The sequence below is a fragment of the Pseudarthrobacter oxydans genome (assembly GCF_013314975.1).
GTDB classification, from domain to species: domain Bacteria; phylum Actinomycetota; class Actinomycetes; order Actinomycetales; family Micrococcaceae; genus Arthrobacter; species Arthrobacter oxydans.
The window spans coordinates 1-12,908 of sequence record NZ_JABTYH010000032.1; the positions used below are offsets into that span (position 1 = coordinate 1).

Consider the following 12,908-nt stretch of genomic DNA (forward strand, 5'->3'; position numbering starts at 1 on the left):
CCGCTCGCAGCGGCCGAACTGAACGAGGTCACCGCCCTGGCAGGCGAGGCGCCGTCCATCATCCTGTCCTACAAGGACTTCAACCAGGCTCCCCCCATCACCGAACTGGAGGCGGTCCGCACCCGCGGCGCCCTCACCCTGCTGACCTGGGAGCCCTGGGCGTGGGGCGGCGGAACAGCGCAGCCTGCGTACGCCCTGGACCGGATCACCGCCGGGGACTTCGATCCCTACCTGCGCCAGTGGGGCCAGGCGCTGGCCGGCTGGGGCCACCCGGTGATGCTGCGGTTCGGGCACGAAATGAACGGCAACTGGTACCCGTGGTCGGAGCAGGTCAACGGCAACGGTTCCGGGGACTACGTGGCCGCGTGGCAGCACGTGCACGGCGTGGTGACGGCGGCGGGTGCCACCAACATCACCTGGGTATGGAACCCCAACGTGCCGTACTGGGGGTCGGTGCCGCTGGCCGGCCTGTACCCCGGCGCAGGGTACGTGGACGCGGTGGCGCTGGACGGCTACAACTGGGGCACCTCCGCCTCATGGAGCTCGTGGGTGTCCCCGTCCCAGCTCTTCGGCGACGGCCTCTCCCAGCTCCGGGCCCTGGCCCCCGGCAAGCAGATCCTGATCGCCGAAACATCCTCGGCCGAGCAGGGCGGCTCCAAAGCAGACTGGATCACCGCCCTGGTCAGCTACCTTTCCGCCCAGCCGGACATCACCGCCCTGACCTGGTTCCATTACAACAAGGAGACCGACTGGCGGATCAACAGCAGCACGCCGTCCGCCGACGCCTTCAAACAGGCACTGGCTGCCCGCCGGTAACACAAAAGCAAGTGGTCCCCCCGCCGTGCCGGAAAAGTAGAGTACCGGCTACTCGTGCCCTCCGCGGGCTGTACTCGTAGATTCGGGGAAAGCCCGCGCGGGTGCGGGACGGGACCGAAGCTTACGGGGGACGAAGCGTGGCAGTACAACCGGCGGACGGAACCATGCGGACAGAACGCCCGGGGTTCCTGCTGGACCTCATCACGGGTGCGGACACTGACCTGGGTTCGGTGCAGCGGCTGGCGGAGGCCGGCGCACTGGCCCTCGCAGGGTCCGCGGACTGCGCTGCCCTGCTGATCCGGCCCGGCGGCCCGCCCGTCATTGCCGGCAACAGCACTGCCGCCGAGGCCCTGGCCACCTCCGAGGACCGGAACGGCGACGGGCCCCTGACCCACGCCGTCAGCACATCCGAGCTGGTGAAGGTGGACCGCACCACCTCAACCAGGTGGCAGGCATACCGACGGCGGCTCTCGGCTTCCGGATTCGGCGCGGCGCTGGCTCTTCCGCTGGACCTGGAGGACCGCACGTCCTGCGCGCTGCTGTTCCTTGTCCGCGGCACCACCGGGCTGACACCGGACCTGGTGGCCGAGGCCCGGTGGTTCGCGGAAGTGGCGGCCCAGAGCATGAAGCTGGCGCTCGAGGTGCGCAGCGTCCGGTCCGCCGGGGACAACCTGAAGACCGTCCTGGAGAGCCGCACCTCCATCGATGTGGCGTGCGGCGTGATCATGGCCCAGAACAGCTGCACGTATGCCGAGGCGTTCAGCAGGCTGGCGGGCGCCTCACGCCAGCGGAACCTGAAAGTACGCAGCGTTGCCGAGAATGTGGTGAAGTCACTGGCCGCCGGGTCACCGGCAGCCCGGCCCGATCCGCCGGCTCCGGCGTAGCCTACCCCGTAGGCGCGCTGTCCGGTGAGAACGTGTGGGCCCACTGGGTGGTGGCCCCGGCCGCCAGCGAGTACTTGGGCAGGGCACGCGCGGAAACAGTGACGGTGCCGGAGCCCGGATACTCGCCGGCTTTCACGACTGCCCCGTCCCGCACGTATTCCACGCCCTTGGAGGCCGGAACGGTGAAGGTGTCCTTCCTGGTGCCGTCCTTGTCCGTGAACGTCACCGCTTTGGGCAGCACAACGCCGGCCGGCAAATCTTCAGTGGAGAGGTCCAGGGCCTCGGCGGCGTCCACCAGTCCATGGCCGCAGCCTTCGGGGCAGCCACCGGCCAGGGGCCGGGCCGTGGCTTCGAGCCGCTTTTCCACCATCTCGGGCGTGTAGCTGCTGCCCACCTCGGACATCAGCAGGGCGGCGATCCCGGAAACGTGGGGGGCGGCCATGGACGTGCCCTGCATAAAGGCGTAGGCCTCGGGCCCGGGGGTGGTGGCGCCAAAGTTGGAGGTGGAGAGGATGCCTTCAGTGAACTGGCTGGTGATGTCACCGCCCGGAGCCGTCACGTCGACGTCGTCCCCGTAGTTGGAGTAGGACGCGCGGGCGCCGGTGCGTCCGGAGGCAGCCACTGTAATGACCTTCTTGCAGTTCGCCGGACTCATGCCGGAGGCCGGGCGGTTCGAGTTACCGGCGGCCACCACCACGGCTGCGCCGGCCTCATGGGCGAGGTTGATGGCGTTCTGCAGCATGGGTGAGCAGGGGCCGTCGCCGCCCACGCTGAGGTTGATCACGCGGGCGGGGTTGGGGTTGACCGGCAGGCCGGGCACCTGGCCGCCGGCGGCCCAGATGATGGAATCGGCCACGTCCGACTCGTAGCCGCCGCAGGCCCCGAGGGCGCGGACGGGAAGCAGCCGGGCTTCGGGCGCAACCCCTGCGACGCCGTCGTTGTTGTTGGCCACCGCGGCGATCGTCCCCGCCACGTGGGTCCCGTGCCAGGAGGACATGCCGCTCTCCCCGCCAACGCCGCACAGCTCCCCGGCGAACCAGTCGCCCTCGTCCTGCGGGTTGGCGTCACGCCCGTCACCGTCCCGCGCGTTGGGGGCGTCAACGATCATGTCGTAGCCGGGCAGCACCCGGGAATTCAGTTCGGAGTGGCTGGTGATTCCGGTGTCCACGACTGCCACCACCGTCCCCTCGCCGCGGTTCACGTCCCAGGCACCGGGGAGCCGGATGCCGGCGGCCTCGTCCCAGAGGTTCCACTGCACCGGGTACCCGGGATCGTTGGGGGCCTCGGCAGTGGGGTACATGATGATGTCCGGCTCGGCATAGGCCACCCCCGGGGACGACCGCAGTGCCGCCAGGAAGGCCTCGGCCTCAGCGCCAGGGAGGGGGCGGCTGGTTTTCACCACCTGCGCACCGGCGGACATGCCCTTGACGTTTTGGGCGGCGATGCCCATCCGGCCCGCGGCCATCCGCGCGGCCTCTGAGGTTGCCGCGGCCTCGGACCCGATGCCGGGACCGCCCTGGATCCCCACAATGAACTGGTCCGTAGCGGGGGACGCAGCGGGCGCCGCCCGAGTCGGGGTTGGCCGGATGCTGTCCAGTTCGCCGTCGGCCTGGGCAGGGAGTGCCAGGGCGGTGTTGGCCAGGACAGCAGCCACAGCGATGGCGACGGCGGTGCGGGGGCTTGAGCGGTGGGTCATTGGCGGGCATCCTTCAAGGACAGGCGCCTAGCGCTGGGTGCCGGCGCGCGGACAGACTCACCCCCGCCCCGATTCTAGCCACAAGCACGGGACGGAAGAAGGGGCAGCTGCAAATATTCAGGACGCCTGCAGTCGGGCTGTTGATGACCCGGCGGGATGTCCTCCGGCGACGCCGGCGGCGCCCGCCATTTCCACGGGTCCGCACGGGTGCCGTAACCTTGAAGGGATTCCTGCTTCGCTGGCGGACACACACCTGGGAGGGTTCTGTCCGGGCACCAGGGCAGGCATCCGTTTCCCATCGGTCTCACATAAGGCGCAGTCGTGAACACTACTTCTCCCCAGGGGAGCACCCTTGGCCCGCTCGAGGACCTGGGCTGGACCGCTCTTTCCATCAGCGTGGCCCTGGTCCTGCTGCCCGCGATCGGCCTGAAGGCACTGGGCCAGTCCTTCTTCCCGAAGACTCCCAAAGCTGAAGAACGCCACTACCTGATCCAGTAATGCCCCGCCAGCACGCCAGCAGCACCAGACATTTTGCGGCGCTCTCCGCCGCGGCGGCCGCGCTGCTTGCCCTTGCAGGCTGCGCTCCCGCCTCGAGTCCGGCACCGGAGACCGACGGCACTGGCACTGGCAGCGCCCACAGTACGCTGCCCGGTTCCCACGTGCACGGCATCGCCGTCAGCGGCGAAACCAGCCAGGTGCTCCTGGCCACGCACGACGGCCTTTTCGACGTCACCACCGCCCCGGCCGCCAAAATCGGCGGAACCAACGACCTGATGGGCTTCACCCCCGGCCCCTCCGACGGCGTCTTCTACGCCTCCGGCCACCCCGGCCCGGGGTCGGACCTGCCCAACCCGCTGGGCCTGCTGAGATCGTCCGACGGCGGCAGGACCTGGGAGCAGCTCTCACGGCAGGGCGAATCCGACTTCCACGCGCTGACCGCCACCCAGGCGGGAATCGTGGCCTTCGACGGCGCCTTGAGGACCAGCCCGGACGGCAAGGCCTGGAGTACGGTCGCCGCAGATTTCGCCCCGGCCGTCCTCGCCGGCCACCCGGACAGCACCACCGTCCTGGCCACCACCCAGGACGGGATCCAGCGCTCAACGGACTCAGGCAGCACCTGGACGCCGCTGGAGAACGGCCCGGCGATCCAGTTCGCGGCGTTCGCCCACCCCGCGGAAGCCGTGGGTGTAGAACCGGACGGCACTGTCCACTACTCCCCCGACGCCGGCCAAACGTGGACTGAACAGGGCCGCATCGACGCCGAAGTCATGGCAATCGCCGCCCTCAAGGGCGAGGACGGCCGCCCCTGGATCTGGGCCGCCACGGCGGACGGGGTCATGGTGTCCACGGACGGTGGCATGACTTTCCGGCCCGCTGACGCGGACTGAGCAGAGGCGGACTGAGCAGACGCCTGCGGCCTTCCGCTTAGTGGCGCGCCCTGAACCGGATCAGTCCCGCCGCCAGGAGGCCCACTCCGCCAAGAGAGGCCAGCATCCCGCCAAGGGCTGCAACGTATTCGGTGATGGTCATTGTCTCCACTCCCCTTCCCTACTGCCTGGGTGCCAAAACTACGCCCGGAGGCTCAGGATTGGGCGAAGGATCGCCCGCGTGTTTGGTCAAGATCTGTGCAGTTCCCTGCCACGGACACCCGGCGGAATGCACGACGGCGGGGCGCGCCGCCGTCGTACCTCTCACCTGATGTTCACCTGCCGTTGGCTTTCGCTTGATATGCAGGACGCGTGGCCTCCTCCCTTCCGTCCCGTCCCCGCTGTGAAGCCGTCCGCGCCCACGCTGGGTGACCTCGGTTTCGAGGCGGTGGTCCTGAGCGGCAACACGCCGTCGGGAGAGATCGAGGCGCTGTTCCGGGAGGACCGCGGGCTCCGGGCCGTGGTGGTCGAGGTCCGGGGGAACCTCATCCTGCTGACGCGGGACCAGCTTGACCACCAGATGACCGGGCGGCTGGGCTACGGGCGGGCGCTGAGCGCCCGCATGACGGCGGAGGCGCTGGTGCCCTGCACCACGTTCAGCCTGCCGCCGTCCCTGGACCTCCGGGCGGCCGCCGCCGCGCTGCTGGACCGGCCTGAGGAAAGCAGGTACCAGGATGTGCTCGTCGTTCCCGCCTCGGGCACCCCGCGCGTGGTGCCCGTCTCGCAGGTCCTGGAGGGCCTTTCGGATGAGTTCCGGCATGCCGCGCTCCATGATCCGCTGACCGGCCTGGCCAACAGGCTGGGGCTGGAAGAGTCCGGACAGGCCCTGCTGGCCGGCTCCGGCTCTGCCCGGACGGCGGCGCTCTACGTGGACCTGGACGATTTCAAGGTCATCAATAACACGTTCGGGCACAGGGCCGGTGACAGTGTGCTCACCGCCTTCGCGGCCCGGCTTCAGGCGTGCACCCGGCCGGCGGACAGGGTGGCCCGGCTGGGCGGGGACGAGTTCGCCGTGCTGCTGGCCAACGTCGATGAAACCGGCGCCCGTGCCCTCGCGAACCGGATTCTCCGTGTCCTGGATGAGCCGTTCGTCCATGACGGCCACGCACTCCAGGTCTCCGCCACGCTGGGGCTGGCCATGGCCGGCGACGTCGCGGCAGGCGATCCTGGGGCAGGCGATTCTGGGGCTCGCAGCAGCGGGGAAGGTCAGGTGGGGGCCGGCGGCGACCCCGGGGCACAGCTCGAAGACCTGCTGCGCCAGGCGGACGCGGCGATGCTGCAGGCCAAACACGAAGGCAAGCGCAGGCTGGGCCGCATCGACCCCTCCCGGCCGGAAAGCCGCTTCGCCCGCCAGGCCCTCATCCGCCGTCGGCTGCCACACGCCCTCGGCAGTGCAGCGTTCAGCCTCCACTACCAGCCGCTGATGGACATTTCCACCGGAGAATGCCGTGCTGTGGAGGCGCTGCTGCGCTGGCACGACCCTGAACTGGGCGCCGTCTCCCCCACCGAGTTCATCCATGTGGCCGAGCACACCGGCATGATCCACGCGGTGGGCCAGTGGGTCATCGACCAGGCCTGCGCGCAGGCCCGGCTTTGGGCGGACGCCGGAACGCCGCGGGCCATTTCGGTGAATATTTCGCCGCTGCAGCTGGCCGCCGGGAACCTGGCCACGGTCATCCACGGATCCCTGCAACGGCACGGGGTGCCGCCTTCGCTGTTGAACGTCGAGCTCACGGAGAGCGCCGCCATCGTGGATCTTTCGTCCGCGGCGGCCCAGCTGCGCACGCTGATCGGGGCGGGCATTGGAGTGGCCCTGGACGACTACGGAACGGCGTATTCGTCCCTGTCACTGCTCCGGGAGCTTCCCCTCACCGGGCTGAAGCTGGACAAGTCGTTCATCGACACCATCGATACCGATCCCACCTCGGCCGTGCTGGTGGCCAACGTCATGGCGTCCGCCAGGGCCCTGGGCCTCCGCACCACCGCCGAGGGCGTGGAGCGGGAAACGCAGCTGGCAGTCCTGCGCGGGCTGGGCTGCGACACCGCCCAGGGGTACCTCATCGCGCGGCCGCTGCCCCCGGCTGAGCGCGATATGCTCAGCCGGCGGCGAGTGCCATGATGGCCGCGGCCGTGCCCTCCGCTGCGCCGTGCTGGACGATATGCGGCTTTCCGGGAATTTCGAGATAGCGCCCGTCCGGTGCGGTGGCGGCGAGCTTCCCGCACCAGGACCGGGACGCCACGGGATCCTTGGACCCGCGGAGCACCAGGACCGGCTGTGCCACCAGGGCCAGGCTTCCTTCGAGGTCGTAGGACATCATGACCGGAAGCTCGGTGAGGTACCAGCGCATGCCGGAGCGGGCGTAGTCGGTGAACACGATGGCATTGCCCACGGGGCTTTCCCTCAGCGCATCAAGGCCCAGGGCCAGGGTTTGCTGGCGGACGGTCCGGCGTGCCGAGTCCACCACCGGGCCCAGGAGCACCACGTGGGACACCACGTCCGGGTGCCGGACCGCGAGTTCCGTGGCGAACTGGGCGCCCATGGAATGCCCCACCACCACCGCCCGGCCGGCGCCCATTTTCCGCAGGGTTGCTGCGACGACGTCGGCGTAGTCGGCGATGCTGAGCTGACGGTCCGGGCGCGGCGTGGCACCGAATCCGGGCAGGTCGATGGAGTGCGTGTCACCGTGCCCGGCCAGGACAAGCTGGAGCCTGCGGAAGTAGCGGTGGGACATCCCGATGCCGTGGAGCAGCACGTAGACAGGACCGCCTTCCGGCGGCCCTGCCAGGGAGTGCACGTGCGAGGTCAGGGAGCCCGTGGTGACAACCCTCGGCGTCAGGGGCTGGCGCATCCAGGCGAGAGGTCCGCGGGACGTTGCTCCACCGGGCTTCGGGCCGCGGGACAGAGGCGGTTCGGTGGTGTTGTGCTGGTGGTTGGTCTCGGTGTGCACCGATGTTCCCTTCGTTGGGGGCCGTGCCGGCGGGTGGTCAGCCAAGGGTGGCGAGGGCGGCGGGGGCGCACCGGATGGTCACCGCGGTGTCCGCGTCAACGGACTTTACTTCGCCGTCGATCTGGTACGGGATGGGTTTGAGGGTGGTGAACGCGTAGCTGCTGACGCTCGGCTGATCGCCCAGGCCCCGGGTTGCTGCCCGCAGCGCCGTCAGCAGGATCCGCAGCTTTGAGCGGTGCGGGAAGGTCACCACTTCAAACTTGCCGTCCTGGAGCCTGTGGTCAGCTTCGCTGAGGGTGGCGTATTTCGCCATCTGGGCGATGTTGGCGAAGACCAGGCTGTCGAACCTGCGGCGCCTTCCCTCTGCGTGGCGGATCTCGAACGGTTTGAACTTGGAGAACGTGCGCATCACGGAAACCATTTCCTTCAGCGCGCCTTTGCTGCCTTTTTCCAGGTCGATCGCCATGACCGGGGTTAGGCCGAAGCCGATGTAGGAGTGCGCGTACTCAGAGAGCGCGTCAGGCCCGTCGCCTTTGCTGATGCGCAGGAGGTCGATGTGCCGGACGGAGCCGCCGGCAATGGCTTCCTCCAGGGGCTGCGTGCCGGTGGTGCGCCGGTGGTCGTTGGCGTTGCCCGCGGCCATGACGGCACACACGGCGTCCGGGTTGCCGGCCTGCATCACGCCGTTGACAACCTCGTTGTAGCCGCCGTCCCCGCTTACCGAGATGACCAGTACGTCGCCCCCGCCGCTGGCAGCATCACGGGCCAGTTCCACGGCATGGCCAGCATGTCCTGTGGGCTGAAGGCTGATGTTGGCGGCGTAGGGAAGGCGGCCTTCCAGTACCGAGCGCAGCTGCTTGGCGAGCGCAGGAGCGTCGCCGGTGCTGTTGGGGTTGAAGATGATGGCGATTGATTCGAACGTGCGTGCAGTTTTCATGAGGGTCTTTCGTGGTGCCGCCTGCCGGGGAGGGCGGGGCGGTGCACCGGTGTGCGGGGAGAGCCGGGAAGGAAGGGCTGCGACGTGGTCCAGCGTGGTGTCCAGGACCCTGGAGACGCTGCACTGCGAGCAGTGGACGGCGACGGCGAGGGAGCCTGCCTGCCCGCCGGTGATGCCGGGGAACTCAACCATCAGGTGCTGGTCGGTGTCGCAGTTTGCGCACCAGGGGCGCTTGCCGCGTGGCTGGTGGACATCCCTGGGCACGTAACTGGTGGCTGCGTGTGTGGTCATGACGGTCAACGCGGTCGGACCACGGCCTGGTGGGTGGCGTCCCCGGGGACCTGGCAGGCGTGTGCTGGCGCCATGGTGGCTCTTCTCAAACGAGGTGCAACAAAAGGAAGGGGACAATCCTGGCGCGGCACGGATGGGGTGCCGCGCCAGGAATGCTCAGTTCCCGGCTCAGGGCCGGGAGTGTGTATTACGCGTGGGTGTTGTGGACCCGGTTGCCGGCCTTCGCCAGGCCGCGGGCCACCATCAGGCCAACCGTGAGGAAGGTAATGTACTGCATGGCCTGGCTGGCGTTGAAGACGTCGACGCCGTTCTCGCTGCCGTCATCCCCCACCACTGCGGCGGTGATGATGGTGGCAATGACCGCGGCAACGTAGACGGCGAACTCGAGGGTCCGCGTTGAGATCTTGATGTCGTTGGCGTTGCGCACCGGGGCGGCGTGGGTGTTTTGGGTGTGGGTAGACATGTGTTTCTCCTGGGATGGTGTGAGCGGCCATGGCGGCCCCGCAAACACTGATCCCTCTACTGAAACCATGTTGACAAATTCTCTACACTGTAGACTTTATGCGTAGACTAGATAATAAGCAAGCTGAGGAATCGTCCATCCAGGGACCGCCCGGCGCCGATGGAAGGGATTTATCATGGCCGACAGTGCCGGCAGTCAAGCGGGTTCCCGGAAAGCGCCCCTGAGCAGGGAGCTTGTCCTCTCCACCGCCCTTGCACTGGTTGACGCTGAAGGACTCGATGCCCTGACCATGCGGCGCCTGGGTCAGGAGCTGGACCGGGACCCCATGAGCCTGTACCGCTACGCGGCCAACCGCGCAGCCCTGCTGGACGGTGTTTCCGAACTGGTCCTGGACGAGCTGGCGATCTTCCCCGACGATCCCGACTGGCAGTCGCAGCTCCGCAAGATCGCCCATGACCTGCGGCTGCTGGCGCTGCGGCACCCCAACGTGGTGCCGCTGCTGGTCACCCGGCCGCTTTCCACTCCCTTGGGGCTGCGCCCGCTGGGAACCCTCCGCCCGCTGGAGCAGATCCTCGCCCTGCTGATCGAGGCCGGCTTCACTCCGGCTGTGGCCCTGCACGTCTACCGCGCCTACTACGGCTTCCTGTACGGCCATATCCTGAACGAGCTCCAGGAGTACATCGTTGACCCGGACGAGAATGAGGCCATCCTCCGCCTTGGCCTGCACCGCCTGCCGGCGAAAAGCTTTCCGCACCTCCGGGCGCTCGGCCCCGTCCTGGCGGACTACGACGGCGCGGCCGAGCTGGACCAGGGGCTCGCCATCCTGCTCTCCGGACTGGCCGGCCAGCTCTCCGCGGGGCAAAGGGAAAGCCCCTCCTAGGAGGGGCCTTCAACGTAGTGGTCAATTGTCTTTCGGTCTAGGTCAGCGGTGATGCACTCCCCCTTCCCGGACGCCCCCTGGCGCCCATCCGGACTATGACAAGAACTGACTTTAGTAACTGGATTCCGTCACGTAAAGGGGTCCGGGCCAAGTAAATTTTCCAACCCGTCCACCCGTCCTGTCATGCCTGGTCAGCGGCGGGCACGCGGCCGGCGGCCACAAGTTCACGCCCTCGTTCCGCGGTGGGTTCGGCGGTGCGTTCCGCGGAGCGTCCGGGAGAAGAAGGCACGACGGCGGGCTCCAGCCTTGCGTTGGCCCAGCGGCGGACGGGCGTTTCCACCAGGCGGTGGGACGCGATGGCCAGCAGCACGGTCAGGGCCGCGGCCAGCGCCACCCGGAGCCACAGCGAGGGAACGAGAGGCATGAGCAGCAGGTACATCGGCAGGTGCCAGAGGTAGATCGCGTAGGACAGGTCCCGGCCAGGCCCGGCAAGCCAAGGGTGGCTGAGCACCCGGCCTGCAAACCCGGCCGGCTGCAGGACGAGCGATCCGATCAGCACCGCGGACAGCAGGGACAGCACCGTGGGCCCGGCGGTCCAGAAGGCGCTGAACCAGAGGCCGGGGGTGTCCGGCTCCTTCAGCAGGAACACGGCGGCCAGCAGGGCGGTTCCGGCCAGCGGCCCGGCCCAGCGCGCTGCGTTCCGGAGGGATTCGTGGGAGCGGGATCCGTGGGTGACGGTGGTGAAGACGAGGGCGAGGGTGCATCCGATCAGCAGCTCGTCGGCCCGGGTGTCCGGGCCGTTGTAGAGGCGGTTCATCGGAGCCCCGAGCAGCACCAGGACGAACCGTTCCAGCAGGAATGCCGCGGCCAGCCCGGCCGTGATCCGGGCGACCGTCCGCACCTTCCAGAACCGCAGCAGCACCAGCAGGAGCAGCGGCCACACCAGGTAGAACTGCTCCTCCACGGCGAGGGTCCAGGCGGGGCCTAGGGTTTCGCCGGCGATGGACTCGCTGAACAGCCCGATCCGCGCCAGGTTCATCACATAGCCGACGGCCGGGAGGACATAGCTTTCCTGGCCGGCCCACTTGGACGCCGGGAACACCAGTCCCACCGTGACGATCACGCCGCACAGGGCCAGCAGCGCGGGCCACAGCCTGGCCAGCCGCTTGGCGTAGAAGATGCCCAGCCGCAACCGGCCCGTGGCCAGGTACTCCTTCATGATCAGCAGGGTGATCACAAAGCCGCTGAGCGTAAAGAACACGTCCACGCCGATGGATCCGCCCGGGACCAGCTCGGTGACGGTATGGAAGAAGAAGACCCCCGCCACGGCGATGGTCCGGAGCCCGTCCAGGGCGTGCTTCCGCCCGGAGATGAGCCCGCCGCCGGGCGCGGACGGGCGTTCCGGAGCTGACAAATTTCCACTGCTTGACCTAAAAACCACCCGTCCAGCATATATAACGTTTCGGTAACTGCGCTGGGCGGAAGCTGGACGCAGGCTCCATGCACCCACGGCAAACGCGAACGACGGCGGCGCGTGCCGCCGTCGTACGCCTCACCTGTGGCGACTGGCCGGGGCCAGTTACCGGTTGACATACTCCCCGTCGCAGGCGGCCCTTTCGGCGGCACTGCCGAGCACGTAGATGTCATGGTTGTCCCCCGGGACGCCCTGATGGACCAGCACGTGGAGGGGATGGGTGCGGCCGTCCGTTTGCGGGATATCAACGGGAACATCATCGTGGCCGGAACGCCACCTTCAGTCAATGGGCAGCCGCGGCATCATCCGAGGTCAGCGGCCCCGGGCGCCATCAGGAGTGCGCCCCGCCAGATGGCAAGGCCGCCAGCCTAGCGGCGGGTGATGCGTTCCACCATCTCGTGGGCGATGGCGTAGACCTTCCTGTTTGTATCCTGGCTTTGCTGGCTCATCAGTTCGTAGGCCTCGTCGGCGGTGATGCCCAGGCGTCCCATCAGGATTCCCGTGGCCTGTTCGATGACGGCCCGGTTGAGAGCGGACGCAGCCACGGCCTCGGTTGCGAGCTGGTGGCGGTCGGAATGGATGGACTGGGTGAGGTCAACCACCACGCCCCACACGCCCACAGGCGCACCACCCTCGAGGATGTAGTCCGCGGAGAAAAGCAGTTTGTGCTGGCGGTCCTTGCGGTCGCGGACGGACACATAGATGGACGACGGTCCGCCGACCGCTGCAACCCGGTCCCAGTAGGCCTGGACCGCGGGCCGGTCTTCAGGCTCGATGTGGGCGAAAGCCATATCCATGGAAGGGACAACGTCGCCGCGTTCGTATCCATAGATGCGGTACAAGCCGTCCGACCAGTGGAAGATGCCCTCTGCGAAGTAGTACTCGACAAGTCCCGTGGGACAGTCCAGGAAGTCTTCGTGGGGGATTTTTGCTGACGAAAGCGCGGGAGAGTTATTGCTGGATGTCACTGCGGGCCATTCGGTGTGCTCTGTCCTGGCTTCCCCCGGCCCGGATTCTTTACGGATGAGAACATCCTAAACGAGGGAACACTCCGGCCCCGCAGCCGCAGCATCATCCGAGGCCAGCCGCTGG

General features: G+C 68.2%; 12 protein-coding genes. 6 read left to right on the forward strand and 6 right to left on the reverse strand.

What is annotated here, in order from left to right:
* Positions 1-816, forward strand: an 816-nt coding sequence (locus tag HTS88_RS17550; RefSeq protein ID WP_281359087.1) for a glycoside hydrolase family 26 protein, incomplete at its 5' end; no start/stop codon positions are given.
* A 137-nt stretch (positions 817-953) separates the two neighbouring features.
* Positions 954-1,700 (forward strand): ANTAR domain-containing protein, encoded by a 747-nt coding sequence (locus HTS88_RS17555; protein ID WP_343045006.1) that lies wholly within the window; start codon positions 954-956, stop codon positions 1,698-1,700.
* A gap of 1 nt (position 1,701) precedes the next feature.
* Here HTS88_RS17555 and HTS88_RS17560 read toward each other — a convergent pair whose 3' ends face one another.
* Positions 1,702-3,396, reverse strand: coding sequence for a S8 family peptidase (locus tag HTS88_RS17560; protein ID WP_174180622.1), 1,695 nt, complete (start codon positions 3,394-3,396; stop codon positions 1,702-1,704).
* A 321-nt stretch (positions 3,397-3,717) separates the two neighbouring features.
* Here HTS88_RS17560 and HTS88_RS17565 point away from each other — a divergent pair, with 321 nt between their 5' ends.
* The 3 genes from HTS88_RS17565 to HTS88_RS17575 all read left to right on the forward strand — a co-directional run bounded on the left by HTS88_RS17565 (position 3,718) and on the right by HTS88_RS17575 (position 6,942).
* Entirely contained in the window at positions 3,718-3,894 is a 177-nt protein-coding gene (locus HTS88_RS17565) for a hypothetical protein (protein ID WP_174180624.1), read from the forward strand.
* The gene (locus tag HTS88_RS17570) at positions 3,894-4,784 is read left to right on the forward strand and encodes a F510_1955 family glycosylhydrolase (RefSeq protein WP_174180626.1); all 891 of its coding nucleotides are present in this window, start codon (positions 3,894-3,896) and stop codon (positions 4,782-4,784) included. The genes HTS88_RS17565 and HTS88_RS17570 overlap by 1 nt, the downstream gene beginning before the upstream one ends.
* 382 nt (positions 4,785-5,166) lie before the next feature.
* Positions 5,167-6,942, forward strand: a complete 1,776-nt coding sequence (locus HTS88_RS17575; protein WP_174180628.1) for an EAL domain-containing protein — start codon at positions 5,167-5,169, stop codon at positions 6,940-6,942.
* Here HTS88_RS17575 and HTS88_RS17580 read toward each other — a convergent pair.
* The 3 genes from HTS88_RS17580 to HTS88_RS17590 all read right to left on the reverse strand — a co-directional run bounded on the left by HTS88_RS17580 (position 6,920) and on the right by HTS88_RS17590 (position 9,462).
* Positions 6,920-7,771: an alpha/beta fold hydrolase gene (locus HTS88_RS17580; protein WP_343045007.1), complete on the reverse strand. Its 852-nt coding sequence runs from the start codon at positions 7,769-7,771 to the stop codon at positions 6,920-6,922. The genes HTS88_RS17575 and HTS88_RS17580 overlap by 23 nt on opposite strands.
* Positions 7,772-7,808: 37 nt before the next feature.
* The gene (locus HTS88_RS17585) at positions 7,809-8,999 is read right to left on the reverse strand and encodes a diacylglycerol/lipid kinase family protein (RefSeq protein ID WP_246256412.1); all 1,191 of its coding nucleotides are present in this window, start codon (positions 8,997-8,999) and stop codon (positions 7,809-7,811) included.
* A 187-nt stretch (positions 9,000-9,186) separates the two neighbouring features.
* Positions 9,187-9,462, reverse strand: a complete 276-nt coding sequence (locus HTS88_RS17590; protein ID WP_174180630.1) for a hypothetical protein — start codon at positions 9,460-9,462, stop codon at positions 9,187-9,189.
* A 175-nt stretch (positions 9,463-9,637) separates the two neighbouring features.
* Here HTS88_RS17590 and HTS88_RS17595 point away from each other — a divergent pair, with 175 nt between their 5' ends.
* A complete protein-coding gene (locus HTS88_RS17595) occupies positions 9,638-10,342 on the forward strand; it encodes a TetR/AcrR family transcriptional regulator C-terminal domain-containing protein (RefSeq protein WP_174180632.1) in 705 nt (234 codons plus the stop codon).
* Positions 10,343-10,523: 181 nt separating this feature from the next.
* Here HTS88_RS17595 and HTS88_RS17600 read toward each other — a convergent pair whose 3' ends face one another.
* Together HTS88_RS17600 and HTS88_RS17605 are read right to left on the reverse strand one after the other, a co-directional pair.
* Entirely contained in the window at positions 10,524-11,756 is a 1,233-nt protein-coding gene (locus HTS88_RS17600) for an acyltransferase family protein (protein ID WP_174180634.1), read from the reverse strand.
* Between the two features lie 428 nt (positions 11,757-12,184).
* A complete protein-coding gene (locus HTS88_RS17605) occupies positions 12,185-12,784 on the reverse strand; it encodes an ANTAR domain-containing protein (protein ID WP_174180636.1) in 600 nt (199 codons plus the stop codon).
* Positions 12,785-12,908: the final 124 nt, after the last annotated feature.

What these genes read in the sequence shown, in the direction of transcription:
- HTS88_RS17560 (WP_174180622.1), bottom strand. Translation starts at nt 3,396, where the DNA reads ATGACCCACCGCTCAAGCCCCCGCACCGCCGTCGCCATCGCTGTGGCT.
- HTS88_RS17570 (WP_174180626.1), top strand. Translation starts at nt 3,894, where the DNA reads ATGCCCCGCCAGCACGCCAGCAGCACCAGACATTTTGCGGCGCTCTCC.
- HTS88_RS17585 (WP_246256412.1), bottom strand. Translation starts at nt 8,999, where the DNA reads ATGACCACACACGCAGCCACCAGTTACGTGCCCAGGGATGTCCACCAG.
- HTS88_RS17590 (WP_174180630.1), bottom strand. Translation starts at nt 9,462, where the DNA reads ATGTCTACCCACACCCAAAACACCCACGCCGCCCCGGTGCGCAACGCC.
- HTS88_RS17595 (WP_174180632.1), top strand. Translation starts at nt 9,638, where the DNA reads ATGGCCGACAGTGCCGGCAGTCAAGCGGGTTCCCGGAAAGCGCCCCTG.